The sequence below is a fragment of the Arthrobacter sp. zg-Y1219 genome (genome assembly GCF_030125545.1).
In the GTDB taxonomy this organism is placed as follows: Bacteria; Actinomycetota; Actinomycetes; order Actinomycetales; family Micrococcaceae; genus Arthrobacter_B.
The window spans coordinates 57,740-78,686 of the sequence record NZ_JASKLY010000013.1 but is presented as its reverse complement, the minus strand read 5'-3'; the positions used below and the strand labels follow the sequence as shown (position 1 = coordinate 78,686).

Below are 20,947 nucleotides of genomic sequence, written 5' to 3'. Positions count from 1 at the left end.
AATGCGGGAAGAAGGCGGATCAGCAGCGGGAAATAACTTTCCGCTGCGTTAATTGAAGCTGACTCCCCGCTCTGCATATGGGGGGAACGCAGAAGGGGGAGCCAGTAAAAATAGTATAGTTGCATCCGTCCGGAGAAACCAATCGGCGGGAGTCGCCCGTGGCAGTGTCTGCCAAAGCTTTTCAGAGCTGGCGCTCCATGATGGCTCCGCGCGAATCAACGGCGGACCTTTGCCGGATGGCGGGCATCAAACGCTCGACTTTGGCGCAGCAGCTGGTCCGCGGAAAAGTGTCGGAAACCACCGTCGTACGGGTGGCCAGGGCCTGCGACCAAGATCCGGTGGCGGCACTCTCATACTTTGAGGAGTACCGGGATCTGCTGGCCGGTTCCCGCCCTCCGACCGCCGGCGAGCTGATCAGCCAGGTGTCCTACATCTGCATCCTGCAGCTGCTTGTGGCCCGAAGCCTGGAGCCGCTTCCGTCCCCCGGCGAGCTTCCTTCCCTGTGTTCCTATCCGCATCGGAACTCGGTGCGGGCCTGGTTTGAAGCCGTCGACCCCGGGGACCTGCGGCAGCAGCTCAGTGCCCGGAGCGGTGTGGCGCCGCAAAACCTCTCCGCCCAGCTCACCGCCGGCCGGCTGGCCACCGAGCTCGCCGTTGAAGCGGCCCGTCTGGCCGGGGTCTCGCTGACCAGCGGACTGGTGGCCACCGGCCTGCTCACTCCTGACGAGTGCGGCTGGCCGTTGAATGGGCGCGAGCGGGCACTGGCTGAGTTGTCCGACGCGGACCTGGTGTTTCTGGCACGGGACCGGCTGGATACTCTTGGGAAAGCGTTGAAGAAGTTCGAAAACGACGAGAAAAACAACTCAGCACTCTTGGAGCAATTGGGATGACATTACAGTGGACCGCCTTCGGGGTCACGGCTTTCTTCGCCCTGCTTCGGGTGCCCGGCGTGATCCGGGGTGAAAACCGCGGCATATTTGCCGCCCTGGTCCTCATGGCATTGGCGGTGGCGCTTGGCATTCCCTTCTTTTACCTTTCGCTGGATGCGCTGCTGGGTGGAGTGAACATTACGAATCTAGTCATCCGGTACTCGCTGTTTGCCATCTTTCTGATCCTCGGCCTCAAACTTGCCGCCGCCTTTAACTCGCCACGCGCCCGCTGGCTGATCGGCGGACCCGTGGGGCTGAGCGTCCTGGCGGCGGCTGTGGCGGCAGCGGCCGTGCTCTTCGTCATCAGCGACCTGCCGGAATCTTCCACGGCCCTTGAGGCGTATCGGGGCCAGAACACCGTCCTGGCGTACAGCGACGTCGGAAGGGTCTACACGGCTTATGTTGCGGCGTGCCTGGCACCTGCCCTGTCCGCCTACGCGGCTGATTCCCGGCGGCGATGGGATATCCGGCTCAGTGCCGGTCTCATTTCACTCGGAATGGCGGCTGTCGTCATCCACTCCCTGCTAAGCGTGGCGCTGTGGGGCCTGGAGCGGGGTGCCTGGGACTTCCTGCTGAACTATGGGGCAGTCATCGTGGTAGCGCTTGGGCTGACCATCATGTGGAACTCACGCCGGGTTGCCAAAAAGAACCCGGAGCTCGGCTCACTGGCGACGGTATTGGGTTCCAGATAAAGAATTGGTATCGGGCATTCACATTTTCATCATCCTGTGTCAGAATTATGATTATGTAACATCCGCTGCCTGTGGGGGGTCAGCGTGAGGTTACGACCGAAGCCAGCGGATTATGTCCGCTGGCTTCGTTGTATCCGTTCACTGGAATAACGGTGGACGCATCAAGCGGGAGCTGCCGGGTCACCGGGAGCTCCCGCTTTATTCATTTACCGTCGAATGCGGCGCTCTTACGCGTCGAGGTCGGTTTCCAGGATTTTAACCAGGGCGTCGAGGGCGTCGTCGGCGCCTTCGCCCTCGGCGCGCAGCACCACTACGTCACCGTTCGACGCCCCCAGGCTCATCAGCGAGAGCATGCTGGCTGCGTCCATTGCTTCCTCGGCAGGCTCCCCCTCCATCGCAATGGTGACGTCCACGGGCTGCGCCGCCGCGGCCTCGGCGAAGATCGATGCCGGGCGTGCGTGCAGGCCCACGCGGCTGGCAATTGTGGCTTTCCGTTCTGGCATTGGGATTCCTTCCGGTTGTACTCATGATGTGGTGGATGGGAGATGGCCGCACCGGGTGGCGGGGAAGCTGTCACAGGCCCAGCTCTTCCAGTCGGCTGAGCCGGCTGCGCACGGCGGTCCGCGCCTCGGCAGCTGAGGCGGCGGCCAGCGCAACAGAGGCCAGCTCCCGCGCTTCGCTGATGGTGACGGAGGCCAGGACCGCCCCCACGCCCGCCAACGCCCGCGGTGTCATGGACAGCGTATTCACGCCCAGCCCGGCCAGCACGACGGCAAGGGCAGGGTCCGCCGCTGATTCGCCGCAGACGCCCACATTCCTGGGTGCTGACCGGGCGTCCGGCCCCGCCGCGGCCTCGGCGGCGCGGGCGCCGTCGACAGTGCTCTTGATCAGCTGCAGGACTGCGGGCTGCCAGGGGTCGTTCAGGGTTGCCAGGGGTCCAAGCTGCCGGTCTGCTGCCATCGTGTATTGAGTGAGGTCGTTGGTGCCGAGCGAGGCGAAACGCACCTTGGCCAGAATCGCCGACGCCATGACGGCCGCGGCCGGGACCTCTATCATTACGCCGGGAACGGCCAGCCCCGCGGCGGTGCACTTGACCGCAAAGTCGGCGGCTTCCTCCGCCGTCGAAATCATTGGCGCCATCACCCAGACGTCGGCCTCGTGGGCGCCCCCGGCGATGGCGATCGCCTCCAGCTGCCGGCCCAGCACGCCCGGGGAGGTGCTGTCGGTGCGGTACCCCCGCACCCCCAGCGCCGGGTTGGGTTCGGTGGTGTCGGTGAGGAACGGCAGCGGTTTGTCGGCGCCGGCATCCAAGGTGCGGACCACCACCTTTCGGCCGGGAAAGGCGTCAAAGACAGCTCCGTAGGCCTCTACCTGCTCCTCCACGCTGGGCTCGGATTCCCGCCCCAAAAAACAGAATTCCGTGCGCAGCAGGCCGATGCCCTCGGCCCCCGCGACGGCGGCGGCGCGGGCATCCTTGCCGGAACCCACGTTGGCGAGCAGCGGAACGCGGTAACCGTCCGACGTCGTGCCCGTTCCGCTGAACGGCGGCAGGGAAACCCGGGACGCGTACTTCTGCGCCGCCTCCCGCTCGGCGGTGCCGGGGTCCACGATGACGGTGCCGGAAGCCCCGTCCAGATACAGGCTGGCGCCGTCGGTTATGGATTCGGCGTCCACCGCACCGACCACTGCCGGCAGCCCCAGGGAGCGGGCCAGAATGGCGGTGTGGGACTGCGGACCGCCGCCCGAGGTAACCAGGCCGATCACCTTGGCGGGATCGAGCGTGGCCGTGTCCGCCGGAGCCAGTTCGTCGGCGGTCAGGATGAACGGAACGTCGGAATCCGGGATTCCGGGGGCAGGAAGCCCGTCCAGCCGGGCGACGATCCGGGACCGGACGTCCAGGACATCCTGGGTGCGCTCGGCCATGTAGCCGCCCAGGCTCTGCAGCATTGCCGCCACTTCCAGCCCGGCCTCCCACACCGCCCGGTCCGGAGCCATGCCGGCATTGATGTGCTTGCCGGCGGCCTTGAGCAGCATCGGGTCCGTGGCCATCATGGCCGTTGCATCCAGCACGGCTTTGGCGTCGCCGGAGGCCGTTTGGGCACGGTGCCGCAAGTCAGCGCGCACCTCTTCGGCAGCATCCTTCAGGCGGGCCTTTTCGCCATCAACCGTGCTGTCCGCCCCGAACCTGGCGTCAGTCGGCGGCTCGGGCACCGGCGGCGGCATCCGCAGTGAGGGGCCCAGCACCCGCCCGGCACTGACTCCGATTCCCTTGATGGTCCGCATCAGTGTGCCTCTCCATGGGTTAGGGGTGCGTTACGCAACGACCGGCTCCTCGGTTTTCTTGGAGGTCGTGAGCCGCTTGAGGGCCACGTACATCAACCCGCCGGCAACCATTCCGGCGAGAATGGCAACAATAAACATCAGCACGTTGCCGATCGCGAAGAAGACGAAGATCCCGCCGTGCGGTGCCTGCGACGTGACGCCGGCAGCCATGCAGATGGCCCCTGCAACGGCGCCGCCGACCATGGAGGACGGGATCACCCGGAAGGGGTCCGCTGCGGCGAACGGAATGGCGCCCTCGGAAATGAACGCCGCACCGAGCAGCCACGCGGCCTTGCCGTTCTCCCGCAGGGCCATGCTGAACTGCTGCTTGTCAACGACGGTGGCCAGGGCCATGGCCAGCGGGGGCACCATGCCCGCAGCCATCACGGCGGCCATGATCTGCCATGGGGCCTGGTTCTCGAAGCTGCCCTCGCCGAGCCCGGCAACCGCAAAGGCGTACGCCACCTTGTTGATGGGCCCGCCCAGGTCCGATCCCATCATCAGGCCCAGGACAATGCCCAGGACGATGGCGGCTGCCCCGGACAGGCCGGACAGCCAGTCGTTCAGGGCAAGAGTGAGCCCGGCGATGGGCCCGCCGAGGACCAGAATCATCAGCCCGGAGGCTATGAGGGAGGTTATCAAGGGAATAATCACCACCGGCATCAGACCGCGCAGCCAGGTTGGCACCCCCCAGCTGCCCACCCATTTGGCGACAAACCCGGCCAGCAGGCCGCCGATCAGGCCGCCGATGAACCCGGCATCCATGAACAGCGCGACGGCACCGGCAGTGAACCCGGGGGCGATGCCCGGGCGGTCGGCCAGGGCGTAGGCAATGTAGCCGGCCAGCGCCGGAACGAGGAAGCCCAGCGACAGGTTGCCGATTTTCCAGAAGACGGCGCCCAAATAGCCCAGCAGCCCTTCGGGGCCGGGGGAGAAGAGGGTGTTGCCGTCCAGGATGACGTCGCCCGTCAGGACATCGTCATCGTTGGCGAGCGAGAGCTCGTAGCCGCCGAGCAGGAACCCCAGGGCAATGAGCAGGCCGCCGCCGGCCACGAAGGGAATCATGTAGCTGACGCCGGTGAGCAGCGCACGCTTGATCTGGCTGCCGAATCCCTCGCCCTCACCGCCCTGGGAGGCGCGTTCCTCGCCGCCGTCCCCGCCGCCGGCAACCTTGCGGGAATTGGGGTCCTGGGCCGCGGCAATGGCTTCGTCGATCATGACCCCGGGCTCATCGATGCCCCGCTTGACCGGGCCGCTGACCAGCGGCAGCCCGGCGAACCGGCCCTTGTCGCGGACGTCGACGTCGGTCGCGAAAATGACGGCGTCGGCGTTCCGGATAACCGAGGAATCCAGGGGCGTTGACCCGGCCGACCCCTGCGTCTCCACCTGCAGGTCGATTCCGCGTTCCGCTGCCGCTGCCGCCAGCGAATCCGCGGCCATGTAGGTGTGGGCGATCCCGGTGGGGCACGCCGTGACAGCGACCAGGCGCCTGATCGTGCCGCCGGCGGCCTGGCCGCCGGCTTGGTCAGCGGCTTCACTGCCGCGGCCATTCCCCCCGCCGCCGGCCGCAACTCCGGATTCGGGGCCGCCTGCGGGGTGGGCGCCGCCAGTGCCACCTGCGGCTGCACTGGCCCCGGCTGCACTGGCGCCGGTGACGCCGGCTGCGCCCGACGACGTTCCCGCCTGCGATTCCGGCACGGGACCCAGGCCCAGGGCGCCGTCCACCAGGTTGACGATTTCCTGCGGAGACTGCGCGGTCCGCAGTGCCCCGGTGAAATTCTTCTTGATCAGGGATCGGGCCAATTTGGCCAGCAGCTGCAGGTGTTCTTGATCAGCGCCTTCCGGTGCGGCGATGAAAAAGACGATGTCCGCCGGACCGTCCTTGGCGCCCCAGTCCACCGGAGGATTGATGCGGGCCATGGCCAGCGTGGCTTGGGTGACGGCCGAGGAACGGCAGTGCGGAATGGCGATGCCGCCGGGAACGCCCGTGGCAGTCTTGGCTTCACGTGCCATGGCATCCGAATAAAGCTCGTCGAAGCTGGTGGCGCGGCCGCCTGACACGACATTCCTGACCAGGTGCCGGATCACTTCGGCACGCTCAGTCCCCAGGTCCTGGTCAAGTGTGACCAACTCAGGTGTGATGAGTTCAGACATTAGTCTTGCTCCTTAGTGGATGCAGCCTCTGCGGAATCATGGTGCGGCGCTGAAACCGGGCCCGCTATTTCAGTCACGGTCACGGCGCCGGGATCGGTTTGGGCGAGAGTGGGTACCGTGGTGCCCGGCAGCGCTGCGGCCGCCGCCCCATGGGCAACAGCTTGGCGCAGACAGTCCCGCGGCGGGGCACCGGCGACGTCGGCCAACAGGAAGCCCGCCAGCGCCGAGTCCCCGGCGCCGACGGTTGAAACAGCCTCAACGGGCGGCCGGGTGGCCTGCCAGGCACCCTCGGCAGTGACCAGCAGCGCTCCCTTGGGTCCCAGGGTGGCCAGAACCGCCCCGACCCCCCGGGCGATCAGGGTTCGCGCCGCAGAGACAGCCAGCGAAGGATCCTGTTCGAGCTCATCCTCCGTGCCGATGCCCGTCACTTCCGCCAGCTCCTCCGCATTCGGCTTCAGCAGGTCCGGTGCGGCGTTATGGAGGAGCGCCCCGAGGAGCGGAGCACCGGAGGAATCAATGGCTATCCGCGGCGCCCGTTCGCCGAAGCGCTGCCGGACGGCATGGGCCACGAGGGCATAGACATCCGGTGAGGCGCCCGGCGGGAGGGAACCGGCGAGCACCAGCCAGGACGCCGGGGAGCCGTCCTCTCCGGCCGCGCACGTCGTGACCAGCAGGGAAATAAGACCTTCCTGTTCCTCGGCATTGAGGGGAGGCCCCGGCATGTTGATCTTGGTTGTGGTTCCGTCCGGTTCGGTGAGCGTGATGTTGCTCCGGAGCCTGGCCGGGATGGGGAAGTTCGCGTAGCTGACACCGGCGGTGCGGAGCCCGGTCATCACCGGGTCGTTGTCCTGGCCGGGAAGGACGGCAACGGATTGGAGGCCGGATGCCGTCAGCGCCCGGCACACGTTGACACCCTTGCCACCGGGATCCTCGCTGATGGCAGCGGCGCGCTGAACGGCGCCGCGGACCAGCGTGCCGGGCAGCACGACTGTCCGGTCCAAACTGGGATTGACGGTGAGGGTGACGATCATTGAACCACCATTATTCGAAATCCTGGGGGTGCCGCGGATCGCCTCTGCGGAGGGCGCTCTGCGGCGCAGTTGCGGGGAGGGAACCAAGGGCAGGGGCTCGGCGGGGTCGGACGGGGCTCCGTGGTGAGGCCCCTCCAAGGGCGTGGAGGACAAAACATGAACACCTGCAATCTGTGGCCTATGCCACGTCTGGTGCACTCAATTGACTGTATTTTGGTTGATCGGTGATTGCAATGGGCTGCCATTCCAGCGCCCTCCGGGGGTCCAAACGGGCGGATTCATGAGGGTTGATGCGGGTTTCCCGGGTGGGTGACACTGATCGTGCGGGCTCTCATGGCTAAGGTGGGGGCATGGAAAACGTACGCTGGTCCGCGGGCCCTGATGCCCGTGCCGGGACCCATCTCCTGATGATGCTTCACGGATACGGCGCCGACGAAACCGGCATGGCCGAACTCTTTCCGTCCCTGCCTGCCGGGGTGACCGGAGCCGCGCTGCGGGGCACGTTCCCGGTGGGGGACGCCCACGGCTGGTACCTGCTGGATCCCTCTCTCCGGGCGGACACCGCCGAGGTGCTCGAGGCTGCCACCGGGCTCCTGGCACGGGTGGACCGGATCCGCGCCGAGGGATCCTTTACCGGTGTTTCACTGCTCGGATTTTCGCAGGGCATGGCGATGGCAGTGACGCTCCTGCGGCTGCGGCCGGCGGGATTCAGCGCCGTCGTCGGGCTGTCCGGTTTCGTGGCCGAGAACGAGCTGCTGGCCATGGCCGAGCCGCTGCCTGAGCCGGTTCCGTTCTTCTGGGGGCGGGACCGCAACGACTGGGTCATCAATGAGGATGCGATTCTTCATACCCGGAATTGGCTGCAGGAGAATACGTCTTTGACGGCGCGGACCTACCCTGGGATGGGACACTCCATCGGGGCGGAGGAGGCCCGGGATGTGGGCATCTTCCTGCGGCGTTATGTAGCACCCTCAGCGCATGAGGACGCGGAATACAAAGCCTGCTAACATTGATTGGGGGAGAAATAAAATCAGATTCAACTACTACCTAAGCATGCTTATGAAGTAGAGTGGAAGAAAGCGCGGCCCACAGGTCGTTCGAATTATCACTCGTTCACACAGCAAGGAGTATTCATCATGGGTTTCATTGCTTTCCTTATTCTGGGTCTTATCGCCGGTGCAATCGCCAAGGCCATCCTTCCGGGCCGCCAGGGCGGCGGCTGGATCGCTACTCTCGTTCTCGGCGTCGTCGGCGCCCTGCTGGGTAGCTGGATTGGCGGCGCAATCTTCAACAAGGGCACCGACATCTTCTCGCTGACCTCGATTGCCACGTGGATCTTCGCGATCCTGGGTTCCCTCATCGTTCTCGCGATCTACGGCTTTGTTACTCGCAAGAGCAGCAACCGCGCGTAGTTTCTGAACTCCGCACCACGGGTGCGGGATTCATGCAGTCAAAGCGGGGCCGGCGGATTATCCGCAGGCCCCGCTTTTGCTGTACCGGCCTCGCGTAGGCTGGTTAACCGGGCGCGGTGCGTGCACCGGTTGCCCCCAGAGTTCGAGTCGAAGAGGAGCGTTGCCGTGGGTTTTGCATCCAATCGTGCCTTCAAGGTTGCCGGAGGTGCCGTCTTCGAGAAGGACGGAACACCCAAAGCCTCCCTCCTGAGGGCGATGGAGCGGGCGGTCGAGGTCCAGCGGCCCCTTGTCCTTGCCAACATCCGCAGGCTGCAGCGCAAGCATCCCGACGCGACGCCGTCGGAACTGGTGTCGATCATCGAGAAGCACTACCTGGCCACAGTGACCGGAGGGGGCGCGGCAGTCGGGGCGACCGCCGTCGTGCCCGCCATCGGCACCATGGCGGCGCTGGGGCTGTCGGCAGCCGCAACCGTGGGGTTCCTCGAGGCCACTGCGCTGTTTGCCCAGTCCGTGGCGGAGCTGCACGGGGTGCAGCTGCTGGATCCGGAACGGTCCCGCACCATGGTCATGGCCATCATGCTCGGTGAAGAGGGGACCGCCATGATGCAGTCCGTTGCCGGCCGGGGCGGCAAGCCCTGGGCGAGCTCCCTGGGCGGCATGTCCTCCGGGCTGATGGGCGGCGTGGGCTCCTCCATCCGCAAACAGTTCATGAAGCGCGTGGTGGCCCGGCAGGGAACCGCCATGCTCGGGCGCGCGCTGCCGCTGGGAATCGGTGCGGTGGTGGGCGGCGCCGGCAACCACGCGATGGGCAAGGGCGTCATCAAGACGGCCCGCAAGGCCTTCGGCCCGGCGCCGGAGACGATCAGCGGTGAACTGGCCGAGGACCTTCGCAAACTGCCGGACAGCCCGGCCTAATCCCCGGACCTATCCCCACCACGCTCCCTTCAGGACGGGCCGTCGCCTGCGGACTGCCCGTCCTGAAATTGTGTGCCGGCCTTGACGGTGCTGTTTGGACGAATAGCTGCCTGGCCGGATAGTGCTGCCTGACCGGAGAGTGCTGTCTAGCCGAAAACGGCGTGGGCGATGGTGAAGATGACCAGCCCCGCCAGCGAGCCGACCACGGTGCCGTTGATCCGGATGAACTGCAGGTCCTTGCCCACTTGGAGCTCGATCTTTTCGGACGTTTCCTGCGCATCCCAGTGCTCAACCGTTTCGGTGATCACGGCGGCAATGTCGCTGCTGTAGGTCTTCACCAAATAGCCGGCGCCGTCGGCGATCCAGTTGTTCACCTTCGCCGCGAGCTCAGCATCGGTGGCCAGCCGGCGGCCGAAGTCCTGCACCGCTGCCTTGAAGTTGCGCGTCAGTTCACTGTCCGGGTCATCAACGGCCGTGGTCAGGGCGTTCTTGATGGTTGCCCAGGTCTGGGTGATGAGCTGCTGGACCCGGGGATCGTCGAGGACCTGCTCCTTGATCGCATCAGCCTTGGCCATGACCTCCGGATCCTCCTGAAGGTCCCGCGCCAGGCCCTTGAGGTAGTTGTCCAGGGCGCGGCGCAGTTCGTGGTTCGGATCATCCTGCACGGCGCGCAGGAAGCGTCCCACTTCCACCTGCACACGGTCTCCCACCAAGTCATCCACAAAGGACGGAACCCAGGAGGGTGAGCGCTGGGTGACCAGCTCGGAGATGACGTCAGGGTTGGCGGCCACCCAGTCGTTGATGCTGTCCACCACCAGGTTCACCAGCTGGTGGTGGTGCCCCTCCTCGAAGACGCGCTCCGCCACGCGGCCCATGGGCGGCCCCCAGGGCGGATCAACCACGTGCCGCCGGAACATGGACTCGAGGACGCTCTTGACGGCGTCGTCGTCCAGGACCCGCAGGATTCCGCGGATGGCTGCCGACCCTTCGGTGGCCACCCGGGCCGCGCTTTCCGGGCGTTCCAGCCAAGCCCCGGCCTTCTGTGCCAGTTCCATGGATCCAAGCTTCTGCCGGATGACCTCCTCGGAGAGGAAGTTGCTCTCCACGAACTGGCCCAGTGACGCACCGATCTGGTCCTTCTTGCGGGGAATGATGGCCGTGTGAGGAATTTTCACTCCCATCGGGTGCTTGAAGAGCGCGGTGACGGCAAACCAGTCCGCCAGTGCGCCCACCATGCCGCCCTCGGCCGCCGCACGAACGTACTGCAGCCAGGGATAGCGCTCCTGCAGGGCAAAGGAAAAGACGAAAACGACGGCGAGCGCCACCAGCAGGCCGGTGGCGAGCATTTTCATCCGCCGAAGGCCGGCGGCGCGCTGGACGTCGTCGAGCAGGGGGACACTCATGCGCGGGCTCCAACGGTCCGGATGCGCCGGACGCGCCGGACGCTCCGGCCGGGAGGTGTCGAAAGTACGTTCAAAACCGCTCCTCGTGCTTGTGCCGGTTCGTGTGCCCCGGGCCAGTTGGTTCCGGGACAGGAACCATCCAGACAATCTAATCAGTCTGCTGGGCAGGGTGCCATGCGGGCAAACGCAGGGCGGCCGCCGGCATCCTAGGACTGGCGGCAGCACTGTGGTTGAGTGGAATGATGGCTGCTCCCATCGAGGACTATGCGCTGGTTTCGGATCTGCACACCGGCGCCCTGATTTCCCGCCGCGGGAGCATCGACTGGCTGTGCCTGCCCCGGTTCGATTCGCCGTCGGTGTTCGGCGCCCTGCTGGGGACGGAGGAGCAGGGCCGGTGGCTGCTGGCGCCGGAAGCGGAAGCCGCCGTCGTCGTGCACCGGAGCTATCTCCGATCCACCTTCATCCTGCAGACCCGCTGGGCCACCGACACCGGAAGCGCCTTGGTTACCGAGTTCATGCCGGTTGGCGACCGGCGGGCCTCGATCGTCCGGCGGGTGGAGGGAATCAGCGGCACCGTGGACATGCGCCAGGAGTTGGAGGTGCGCTTCAACTACGGGACGGTGCTGCCTTGGATGCGGCGCCACCCGTACCCGCACGGCAAACTGCTGCTGGCCATCGCCGGCCCCAGCGCGCTGGTGCTGCGCGGAGACAACCTGCCCGTGGCGAAGGACCACCGCCACGCGGGAAGGTTCAGCGTGGCGGCCGGGGAGCGCGTTGACCTGGAGCTGACCTGGTACCGCTCCCACACCGAGGTGCCGGATCTCATCGACGTGAACGCCGCCTTGGCGTCCACAACCGCGTACTGGGAGACCTGGGCGGCGCACTGCGAGCCCGCCGGGCAGTACCTGCCGGCGGTTCTGCGCTCGCTGCTGGTGCTGCGGGCACTCACCCACGAGTCCACCGGCGGCATCGTGGCGGCCCCCACCACCTCGCTCCCTGAAATCGCCGGCGGGGAACGGAACTGGGACTACCGCTACTGCTGGCTGCGGGATGCGGCGCTGACCCTCGAAGCGATGCTGGGGCACGGATACGCGGATGAAGCCCTGCACTGGCGGAACTGGCTGCTGCGCGCCGTGGCCGGGGATCCGGAGGACCTGCAGATCATGTATGCCGTGGACGGCGCGCGGGACCTGCCTGAGCGCGTCCTGACACAGTTCTCCGGTTACGGCGGGTCCGCGCCCGTTCGGGCGGGCAACGGGGCGGTCTCCCAGTACCAGGCCGACGTCGTCGGGGAGGTGATGGTGGCACTCGCCAGGCTGCGGGATCACGGGGTGGCGGAGGACCATTTCTCCTGGCCGTTGCAGCGCGCGCTGATGTCCTTCCTGGAGCGCCATCTCGACGATCCCGATCACGGCATCTGGGAAATGCGCGGCGAACCGCAGTACTTCACGCATTCCCGCGTCATGATGTGGGCGGCCTTTGACCGGGCGGCCACTGCGGCCAGGACCCACGGCCTGGATGGGCCCGTGGACCGGTGGGATGCGCTGCGGGACGGGCTGCGCGACGAGATCATGAACCACGGCTTCAACCGGGACCTGAACTCCTTCACGCAGTCCTACGGCAGCACCGAAGTGGATGCTGCCCTCCTGCTGCTGCCCCAGGTGGGTTTCCTGCCGCCCGACGACGACCGCATGCTCGGCACCGTGGCGCGGCTGGAGAAAGACCTGCTCACAAAATCCGGCCTGCTGCTGCGGTATGCCACCGAAGCCGGCCTGGACGGGCTGGAGCCCGGCGAAAACCCCTTCCTGGCCTGCAGCTTCTGGCTGGTGGAGCAGTACGCCGCCACCGGGCGCATGAAGGAAGCCACCGCCCTGATGGATCAACTGGTGGGATACTCCAATGAACTGGGGCTGCTGAGCGAGGAGTACGATCCGGTGAACAACACCATGGCCGGGAACTTTCCCCAAGCCTTCTCCCACCTGGCCCTGGTCCGGGCCGCTGATGCACTCAACGCCGTCGCCTCGCCGGACCGGACAGCCACAGCGCCGACCGGCGCCGTTTCCTCGAGCGAAAGAAGCACATGAACCGTCAAAGCCTTTCCGCTGCCGCCATGGCATCCCTGCTGACCGCCAGTGCCGTCAACCACTTCCGCAACCCGGGGTTCTACAACGCAGTGGTTCCCCGGAGCATCAGCACGGACACCGGCGGACAGCTGGGCGTGCTGACGCGGCGCCAGTGGACGCACCTGAGCGGCGTGCTCGAGTTCGCCGCCGCCGCAGGACTCCTGCTGCCGGCCACCCGCCGCAGCGCCGCCACCGGGACCACCCTGATGTACGTGGCGTTCATTGCAGGGCACCTCAGCGCCCTGCAGCGCGCCTTCGGCCCCCGCGGGTCCGATCAGCAGAAGGTTATCCATCTGGCGCGCCTGCCGCTGCAGCTTCCGTTGATCCGCTGGGCCTGGAGCCTGCGCCGCTAGGGGCCGGGGATGGCTGTGCACCTGCTGGTGCTTTCCGATACGCACCTGCCCAAGCGGGCGCGGGAGTTGCCGGATCCGCTCTGGCGGGACATCGAGGCGGCCGACGCGGTGGTCCACGCGGGCGACTGGGTCAGCGAAGATTCGCTCACTGAAATGCTGCAGCGGTCCCGCCGCCTCATTGCCTGCTACGGCAACAACGACGGCGGAGCGCTGCGGACCCGGTTGCCGCTGGTGGCCACGGCCACGGTGGAGGAGGTGAGGCTCGCGGTGATCCACGAAACCGGTTCCGCAGCGGGCCGGGAGAAGCGCATGGACGAGCAGTTCCCGGACACCGACCTGCTCGTGTTCGGGCACAGCCACATCCCCTGGGACACGGTGACGCCGGGCGGCCTTCGGCTGCTGAATCCGGGCTCCCCGACGGACCGGCGCCGCCAGCCTTTCTGCACCTACCTGCGGGTCACCGTGGACGGAAAAAGCGTCACCCCGGAGCTGGTCCGCCTCCCGCCCCGGCAACCGGTCAGATAAAACGAGCACCGCCCCGCCTGCCCGGGCAACCGGGCGGGCGGAGCGGCGCTCGCAGGGGGCTGGGCCGGGCCGCGGTTAGGCCGGGACGGTGTCCTTGTCGAGGGTTTTCCTGCTGACGTTCCGGCGGCTGCTGCGCAGGCAGGCAATGGCCGCGCCGCCCACCAGCATCGGAACGATGAAGAGGAAGTAGAGGTTGCCGGGCTCCCAGCCGCCGTCGATCAGCGAGCCGGCGAGGATCGGGGAGATGATGGCACCCACCCGGCCCATGCCGGTGATGAACCCGACCGCCGTGGCGCGTACGTCCGAGGAATAGTAGACGGGACCGATGGAGAACATGCCGGCGATGCCCGCGTTCACCAGGAAGCCCAGCAGGGCGGCCGCCAGCAGTGCCGTGGGAAGCGCGCCGGTGGAAACCGCGTAAACCCCGAACCCGCCCGCAGCGAGGACAAAGAACGTGACCAGGACCCACTTGACGGCGAAGCGGGCGGCGATCAGCCCGAAGACGATGGAGCCGATGATCGCGCCGAGGCTGAAGAGCACGCCGGCGTCGATGCCGTCCTGCGCCGTGAAGCCGCTGGCCGTGACCAGCTTGGGCGTCCAGGAGTTCGCGAAGTAGAAGCTGGCCATCAGCATCATGAAGGCGACGGACAGGAAGACCGTGGTCGCGCGGTACTGGCCAGAGAACAGTGCCTTCCAGCGTGAGCCGACGGTCAGCGCGGTGCCCTGGGGGATGACGGGCAGTTCGGTGATCCGCGGCTGGTCCAGGCGGGCCAGGATGCGGTTGGTCTTGTCCAGTGCGCCGTCCGGACGCTTGGTCATCAGGTAGTCCAGGGACTCGGGCAGGAATTTCAGGATGAACGGGATCATGGCGAGCGTGATGATGCCGCCGAAAATGAATGCCGCGTGCCAGCTGTAGGCCGAGATGAGGATGCCCGCGATGATGCCGCCCAGCATGCCGCCGATGGGCTGTCCGGCGCTGTACAGGCTGATGGAGGTGGAGCGCCGCTTCGCCGAGGAGTACTCGGAGACAAAGACGTTCAGGCTCGCCTGCATGGTGCCGATTGCCAGTCCGGTGATGAAGCGCAGAGTGAAGAGGATTTCGTAGCTCGGCGCGAAGGCAGAAGCGAACATGCCCGCGGAAATCACCACCGCACAGATGAGGATGGTTTTCTGCCGGCCGATGATGTCCGCCACCTGGGCCACCAGGATCGAGCCGACGGCCATGCCGAAGAGGGCAGCGGAGAGCAGCATGCCCAGCTCGGCGCCGCTGAGGTCCCAGTGCTCGCTGATCGAATTGGCGCTGAACGCCATGACCAGGACGTCAAAGCCGTCGATCATGTTCAGGGCGACGCAGATGGCGACGATGCCAAACTGCATGCGCTTCATGGGAGCCGCCTCGATGCGTTCCTTGATTTCCATGGGCTTACCTAACTCTTGCTCGTGCGGCGACTGCGAGCTGCAGTGTTCGCATAGTGAACGGGTGTTCTCTGAGAGAACCGTAAATGAGTGTAGGGCCACATGGGGGTGTGGTGTTAATTACACAAGCGGGTGGCTGTGAAGTGCGGCCACGGGTCGGTTGGGCCGCGCCAGAGTCCCGGGTTAAACGACAAAAGCCAGAACCCTGGCCGGGTTCTGGCTTTTGACGGTTGTTCCGCGGAAGTTAGTTCATCCCGGGCTGGAAGACCACCTTGATGCAGCCGTCTTCCTTCTTCTGGAACTTCTCGTACAGCTCCGGAGCGGCCTCGAGGCTGGCCTGGTGGGTCACCAGGTTGGTCACGCCCAGCGGATCGGCGGAATCCTCGACCAGCGGCATCAGGTCATCGGTCCAACGCTTGACGTTGCACTGGCCCATGCGCAGGGTCAGCTGCTTGTCGAACATGGCCATCAGGTTCATCGGGTCGGCCGTGCCGCCGTAAACGCCGCTCAGGGACACGGTGCCGCCGCGGCGGACGGCGTCGAGTGCTCCGTGCAGGGCAGAAAGGCGGTCCGTGCCGGCGGTTTCCATGGCCTTTTGGGCCAGCTTGTCCGGGAGCAGGCCGACTACGGTCTGGGCGGCCTTGCCAACGGGGGAGCCATGGGCTTCCATGCCGACGGCGTCCACGACTGAGTCCGGGCCGCGGCCGTCGGTCATTTCACGCAGCTCGTCCGCGACGTCCTTGTGCAGGTCCAAGACCTCCACGCCGTACTGGCCGGCCAGGTCCCGGCGTTCGGCCACGGGATCGACACCGATCACCCGGTAGCCGAGGTGGGTGCCGATCCGGGCGGCAAACTGGCCAACCGGGCCCAGTCCGTAAACAGCCAGCGTGCCGCCGTCGGGCACGTTGGCGTACTGCACGCCCTGCCAGGCGGTGGGGAGGATGTCGGAGAGGAAGAGGTAGCGGTGGTCCGGCAGTTCCGAGCCCACCTTGATGGGGCCGTAGTCGGCGTGGGGCACGCGCAGGTACTCGGCCTGCCCTCCCGGAACGGAACCGTAGAGTTCGGAGAATCCAAAGAGCTGCGCTCCGGAGCCCTTTTCGCGGACCTGGGTAACTTCGCACTGGGTCTGCAGCCCCTGGCGGCACATGAAGCAGGTGCCGCAGGCGATCTGGAAGGGGATGACCACCCGGTCGCCCTTCTTGAGGCTGGTCACTGCGGAACCGACCTCTTCCACGATGCCCATGGACTCATGGCCGAGGATGTCCCCCTCCTTCATGTACGGCATCAACACGCCGTACAGGTGGAGGTCTGAGCCGCAGACGGCGGTGGACGTGACGCGGATGATGGCATCGGTTGGTTCCTGGATCACCGGATCCGGAACGGTCTCGACGCTGACGGACTCTTTACCCTGCCAAGTTACTGCTCTCATGTGCGAACCTCCTGCTAGTAGCCCTGAGTGCTTTGAATGTAACCTCATTGTGGCAAATAGTAAGGTTGCTGACAAAGTGCCCGGCGGCTCGGCAGGTCCGACTATCGTTTACGCGGCTGGAATCCCCGGTCCGGGAGCATCAGTGGATCCCTCTGCCGGAAGGCGCGTTCGGCAGCCTCCTCATTGGTCAGGGGACGGCCCGGGACTGCCGGTTCCGGCACGGCAGCGCCCGGATCTGGCCGGCAGGCCGGAAGGCTCGGCGGCACCAGGATCTCGACCGGCACCACACCGCCCTGGTCGGAGCTGGGCAGTCCGGACCACCCCTGTCCCGGGCCGGCGGCGAGGGCGCCGCCGCTGACCGCGGCATCGGCGCCGTCGCGCAGCAATTCGAGGGCGTCCCGATCCACGTGCGCAGCCCGGAGCAGATTCACACTCACCGCGGCTCCCAGGGTGCCGGTGTGGGTCAGGATGTTCACCAGGGTCGGATAGGTGGCCGCGGTGAGGCACCCCCGCACTTCCAGGGAAGCCAGGCGCAGGTGGGTGTCAATCCGAACCAAGACTCGAAGCGCGTGGTCGGATGTCAGGTGTTCCCGTGAGGTTGTGCTTTCCATGAGATCCTCCCCAAGCTGGTGGCAGGCGGCCTTTGCTTGACCGGGTACCTGACGGTAACGGAAATAACGGCGAGATGTCAGCCCTGGCCGGCGGTTACCGGCTCTGCACTCGCTTTCGTCCGAGTATGTGCCCGTTACCCGTTCGGTGTGCCGGCCGGCTGGGTGGAATCCCGGGCCACCGTGTCGGCGGTGGCTTCAGCGATTGCTTCCTCTTCATCCGTCGGCACCACCAGCACCGGAATGGCCGATTCGGCGGTGCTGATCAGCCGGGTTCCGGATTCCCGTTTCCGGTTCGCAGCGCTGTCCAGCACGATGCCCAGGGCGCCCAGCCGGTTCACCGTCATTTCGCGGAACTCCCAGGCGTTCTCACCGATTCCGGCCGTGAACACCAGGGCCTGTGCTCCGCCGACCGCCACATGGTACGCACCGATGTACTTCGCCAGCCGGTACGATGCGACTTTCAGCGCGAGGGCCGCTGCCTCATCCCCGCCGGCTGCCGCCTCCGTCAGCGTCCGCATATCCGATGCTCCGCCCAGCGCCAGGAGGCCGGATTCCCGGTTCAGCAGTTTGTCGAGCGAATCGGCGTCATACCCTTCGCGCAGCAGGAACACCAGGATGGACGGATCGACGTCGCCGCTGCGGGTGCCCATGACCAGCCCCTCCAGCGGCGTGAAGCCCATCGACGTGTCGATGCTCCTGCCCTGCTGAATCGCCGCAGCCGACGCTCCGTTGCCCAGATGGGCAATGACGGCGTTGAACTCGCCGGGCTCGATGCCCAGGAAACGCGCCGCGGCCGGAGCCACAAACCCGTAGCTGGTCCCGTGAAAGCCGTAGCGGCGGATGCCGTACTTCCGGTACAGGCTGTTCGGGAGGGCGTAGCGCCAGGCATGCTCCGGCATGCTCCGGTGAAAGGCGGTGTCGAAGACCGCCACCTGGGGGATCTTGGGCCATTTGTCATGCACGGCCCGGATGCCGCGGGCGCTGGCCGGGTTATGCAGGGGCGCCAGCGGGCTGAGGCGTTCGATCGACCGGACAATCTCGTTGTTGATGAGGACGGGCGCGCTGAAGCGCTCGCCGCCGTGCACCACCCGGTGCCCGACGGCGTCGATGCTGCGGCCGCCGAGGACGTCGGGCAGGAGCCGGCTCAGCTGCTCCAGGGCCGCGCCGTGGTCCGGCACCGCCTCCTCGCCGATCCGGTCGATGATGCCCTTGGCCAGAAGTTCACCGCTGGCGGTGTCCCGCACCTGGTACTTGAGGGAAGAGGATCCGGAATTGATGACCAGTACCAGCATCAGGCGTCCTGTGCCTGGACCGCGGTGATGGCCACGGTGTTGACGATGTCCTCGACTGTGCAGCCGCGGGAGAGGTCGTTGACCGGTTTCCGCAGTCCCTGCAGGATCGGCCCCACCGCCACCGCGCCGGCGGACTGCTGCACGGCCTTGTAGGTGTTGTTGCCGGTGTTGAGGTCCGGAAAGATGAACACGGTGGCGTGTCCGGCCACATCCGAGCCCGGCATCTTCGAGGCGGCTGTTGTGGCGTCCACGGCGGCGTCGTACTGGATGGGGCCCTCCACCGGAAGGTCGGGGCGGCGGCTGCGGACGATTGCGGTGGCCTCCCGGACCATTTCCACCGATTCGCCGTGCCCCGAGGCACCCGTCGAATAGGAAAGCATGGCCACCTGCGGCTGCACTCCGAACCGTGCCGCGGTCTCGGCCGAGGCCAGGGCGATGTCCGCCAGCTGCTTGGCATCCGGATCCGGATTCACGGCACAGTCGCCGTAGACCAGCACCCGGTCCTGCAGCAGCATGAGGAAAACCGAGGAGACGATGTCCACACCCTCCTTGGTGCGGATGAATTCCAGCGCCGGACGGATGGTGTTCGCAGTGGTGTGGGCCGCACCGGAGACCATTCCGTCCACCCGTCCCAGGTGGACCATCATGGTGCCAAAGTATGCCCCGTGAAGCATACGTTCGCGGGCGTCGTCGAGGGTGACGCCCTTCTTGGCCCGCAGGACCGCGTATTCGCGCGCAAAATCGTCCCGCAGCGCACTTGTGGCCGGGTTGATGATGGAGGTGCCGCTGAGGTCGATGCCCTCGCTGGCGGCCAGGTCCCGCACTTCCCCCTCCGGTCCCAGCAGGGTCAGCGTGCAGACGTCCCGGCGGTGCAGGATTTCCGCTGCCCGCAGGACCCGGATGTCCAGGCCCTCGGGCAGGACGATGTGTTTTCGCTGCGCGCGTGCCCGGACGATCAGCTGGTTCAGGAAACGAAGCGGCGTAATCTTTTCCGGGCGGGGCAGCTCCAGCCGCTCCAGCAGCTCGTCCTCGTCGACATGCCGGGTCCACACCCCGAGGGCCGCCGCGACTTTGCGGCGCTGGCCGGACGATATTTCCCCGCGCACCCGGCTGACCTGCCGCGCGGCAGTGTAGGTGTCGACGTCGACGGCAAACACCGGAAACGGGGCCTGGGACAGCAGCGCCAGGATTCCGGGATCGATCGGCAGGCCGCCGGTGAGGACCATGCCGCTGGGTACGGGAAACTCCGGCGCGACGGCAGAGGCCAACGCGGCCACCATGACGTCCGCCCGGTCGCTGGGCGCGATCACCAGGTTGCCGTGGTCCAGCTGGGAAATGAAATTGCCGACGGTCATCGCGGCGACCTTGACGCCGACGACGTCGCGCTCCAGCGAGGCGCTGCCCGCCACCTGCCGGGCGTGCAGTGCCTTGGCGACCTCCGACATGGACGGCTGGGAAATCTCGTTCACTTCGGGCATCACGTACACCGGCCTGCCGGACGCGCCCGGGCGGACAGCCGAGCGGATCTCCTCCACCGCGTCCGGCTGCGAGCGGTTGACCATCATGGCCAGGAGGTCGCACCGTGCCGAATGCAGTTCCCGCCGGGCCACGTCCACGGCGTCGGCCGTGTCCCCCACCGTCATCTCCCGGGCGTTGACCACTGCCACCACCACCGCGCCCAGGTTGTTGGCGAGCCGGGCGTTGAGATCGAACTCGAGCGCGACGTCGTGCCCCGAAAGGTCGGTGCCCTCGATGATCACCACGTCGCAGCGGGCGGCCACTTCGTTGTAGATGGCCATGCACCGGGCATCCACTTCCCCGCGTTCCCCGGCCACCAGCAGCGAACGGAGCTCGCGGCGGGTGAGCCCGCCCCGGCTGGTTTCGGAGGTGAGGTTGAACTTGCGCTGCATCAGCCGCACCATGGGGTCCTGCGCCGGTTCGGTGCCCTCCACGATCGGCCGGAAGAAACCCACGCGGTCCGCGTGGCGCAGCAGCATGTCCGCCAGGCCGAGGGTGACAAGAGACTTGCCGGACCCCGGGGTCATGGCACTGATATAGATTCCGCGGGCCATGGTGTTGTCCGATCTGTGGGCTTGAGGAGCTGAAATTTCAGTGCCTCGTGCTTGGTTGTGGCTGCCTGCCGGGTGGCGTGTTTTTTGGCTGCAGATCCTGCCGGTGGCGGTGGTCGCGCGCCGGCACTGCGGGATACTGTGGCCAAGGACACCTTCACCTTCATATCCTCCCAAAAGGGTCGATCGGTGGCTAGCGGACAGCCGGCGCAGCGGCCGGAATCAGCAACCCTGTGGTCTCGGGTGGACTGCAACATCTCACATGGTGAGA

The 20,947-nt window shown here is 66.5% G+C and carries 18 protein-coding genes; 8 read left to right on the top strand and 10 right to left on the bottom strand.

The features are described 5' to 3' along the window. The first annotated feature begins 158 nt into the window (after positions 1 to 158). A complete protein-coding gene (locus QNO00_RS09550; RefSeq protein WP_229966587.1) occupies positions 159 to 890 on the top strand; it encodes a hypothetical protein in 732 nt (243 codons plus the stop codon). Further along, on the top strand, positions 887 to 1,621 hold the full coding sequence (locus QNO00_RS09545; RefSeq protein ID WP_229966588.1) for a hypothetical protein: 735 nt from the start codon (positions 887 to 889) through the stop codon (positions 1,619 to 1,621). The genes QNO00_RS09550 and QNO00_RS09545 overlap by 4 nt, the downstream gene beginning before the upstream one ends. Before the next feature lie 227 nt (positions 1,622 to 1,848). Here QNO00_RS09545 and QNO00_RS09540 read toward each other — a convergent pair whose 3' ends face one another. The 4 genes from QNO00_RS09540 to QNO00_RS09525 form a co-directional block, all read right to left on the bottom strand. Then, positions 1,849 to 2,124, bottom strand: coding sequence for an HPr family phosphocarrier protein (locus QNO00_RS09540; protein WP_229966589.1), 276 nt, complete (start codon positions 2,122 to 2,124; stop codon positions 1,849 to 1,851). 70 nt (positions 2,125 to 2,194) lie between these two features. Continuing rightward, complete coding sequence (gene ptsP, locus QNO00_RS09535; protein WP_229966590.1) at positions 2,195 to 3,904, bottom strand: phosphoenolpyruvate--protein phosphotransferase; 1,710 nt, start codon at positions 3,902 to 3,904, stop codon at positions 2,195 to 2,197. A 30-nt stretch (positions 3,905 to 3,934) separates the two neighbouring features. Further along, positions 3,935 to 6,097: a PTS fructose transporter subunit IIABC gene (locus QNO00_RS09530; RefSeq protein WP_284024372.1), complete on the bottom strand. Its 2,163-nt coding sequence runs from the start codon at positions 6,095 to 6,097 to the stop codon at positions 3,935 to 3,937. Next, positions 6,097 to 7,128 (bottom strand): 1-phosphofructokinase family hexose kinase, encoded by a 1,032-nt coding sequence (locus QNO00_RS09525; RefSeq protein WP_229966592.1) that lies wholly within the window; start codon positions 7,126 to 7,128, stop codon positions 6,097 to 6,099. The genes QNO00_RS09530 and QNO00_RS09525 overlap by 1 nt, the downstream gene beginning before the upstream one ends. A gap of 350 nt (positions 7,129 to 7,478) precedes the next feature. Here QNO00_RS09525 and QNO00_RS09520 point away from each other — a divergent pair, with 350 nt between their 5' ends. The 3 genes from QNO00_RS09520 (at position 7,479) to QNO00_RS09510 (ending at position 9,455) form a co-directional block, all read left to right on the top strand. Beyond that, positions 7,479 to 8,135 (top strand): alpha/beta hydrolase, encoded by a 657-nt coding sequence (locus tag QNO00_RS09520; protein WP_284024371.1) that lies wholly within the window; start codon positions 7,479 to 7,481, stop codon positions 8,133 to 8,135. A gap of 129 nt (positions 8,136 to 8,264) precedes the next feature. Next, positions 8,265 to 8,540 (top strand): GlsB/YeaQ/YmgE family stress response membrane protein, encoded by a 276-nt coding sequence (locus QNO00_RS09515; RefSeq protein WP_229966594.1) that lies wholly within the window; start codon positions 8,265 to 8,267, stop codon positions 8,538 to 8,540. Between the two features lie 165 nt (positions 8,541 to 8,705). Next, the gene (locus QNO00_RS09510; protein WP_229966595.1) at positions 8,706 to 9,455 is read left to right on the top strand and encodes a hypothetical protein; all 750 of its coding nucleotides are present in this window, start codon (positions 8,706 to 8,708) and stop codon (positions 9,453 to 9,455) included. 146 nt (positions 9,456 to 9,601) lie between these two features. On the opposite strand, the gene QNO00_RS09505 is transcribed toward QNO00_RS09510, so the two are convergent. Next, the gene (locus QNO00_RS09505) at positions 9,602 to 10,858 is read right to left on the bottom strand and encodes a DUF445 domain-containing protein (protein ID WP_284024370.1); all 1,257 of its coding nucleotides are present in this window, start codon (positions 10,856 to 10,858) and stop codon (positions 9,602 to 9,604) included. 239 nt (positions 10,859 to 11,097) lie between these two features. Here QNO00_RS09505 and QNO00_RS09500 point away from each other — a divergent pair, with 239 nt between their 5' ends. From QNO00_RS09500 to QNO00_RS09490, 3 genes are read left to right on the top strand one after another with little or no spacing between them, the layout of a single operon-like run. Beyond that, positions 11,098 to 12,942 (top strand): glycoside hydrolase family 15 protein, encoded by a 1,845-nt coding sequence (locus QNO00_RS09500; RefSeq protein ID WP_284024369.1) that lies wholly within the window; start codon positions 11,098 to 11,100, stop codon positions 12,940 to 12,942. Further along, positions 12,939 to 13,334 carry a DoxX family protein gene (locus tag QNO00_RS09495; protein WP_284024368.1) on the top strand — a complete coding sequence of 132 codons (396 nt, stop codon included), beginning with the start codon at positions 12,939 to 12,941 and terminating at the stop codon, positions 13,332 to 13,334. The genes QNO00_RS09500 and QNO00_RS09495 overlap by 4 nt, the downstream gene beginning before the upstream one ends. A gap of 9 nt (positions 13,335 to 13,343) precedes the next feature. Further along, on the top strand, positions 13,344 to 13,859 hold the full coding sequence (locus QNO00_RS09490; RefSeq protein WP_284024367.1) for a metallophosphoesterase family protein: 516 nt from the start codon (positions 13,344 to 13,346) through the stop codon (positions 13,857 to 13,859). Positions 13,860 to 13,934: 75 nt separating this feature from the next. On the opposite strand, the gene QNO00_RS09485 is transcribed toward QNO00_RS09490, so the two are convergent. The 5 genes from QNO00_RS09485 to pta all read right to left on the bottom strand — a co-directional run bounded on the left by QNO00_RS09485 (position 13,935) and on the right by pta (position 20,679). Then, on the bottom strand, positions 13,935 to 15,278 hold the full coding sequence (locus QNO00_RS09485) for an MFS transporter (RefSeq protein WP_229966600.1): 1,344 nt from the start codon (positions 15,276 to 15,278) through the stop codon (positions 13,935 to 13,937). Positions 15,279 to 15,519: 241 nt separating this feature from the next. Next, positions 15,520 to 16,704: a zinc-dependent alcohol dehydrogenase gene (locus QNO00_RS09480; RefSeq protein WP_229966601.1), complete on the bottom strand. Its 1,185-nt coding sequence runs from the start codon at positions 16,702 to 16,704 to the stop codon at positions 15,520 to 15,522. A 101-nt stretch (positions 16,705 to 16,805) separates the two neighbouring features. Continuing rightward, a complete protein-coding gene (locus QNO00_RS09475) occupies positions 16,806 to 17,315 on the bottom strand; it encodes a hypothetical protein (RefSeq protein WP_229966602.1) in 510 nt (169 codons plus the stop codon). 134 nt (positions 17,316 to 17,449) lie between these two features. Beyond that, positions 17,450 to 18,607 carry an acetate/propionate family kinase gene (locus tag QNO00_RS09470; protein WP_284024366.1) on the bottom strand — a complete coding sequence of 386 codons (1,158 nt, stop codon included), beginning with the start codon at positions 18,605 to 18,607 and terminating at the stop codon, positions 17,450 to 17,452. Further along, positions 18,607 to 20,679 (bottom strand): phosphate acetyltransferase, encoded by a 2,073-nt coding sequence (gene pta, locus QNO00_RS09465; protein WP_229966604.1) that lies wholly within the window; start codon positions 20,677 to 20,679, stop codon positions 18,607 to 18,609. Before pta ends, QNO00_RS09470 begins: the two co-directional genes overlap by 1 nt. Positions 20,680 to 20,947 lie beyond the last annotated feature (268 nt).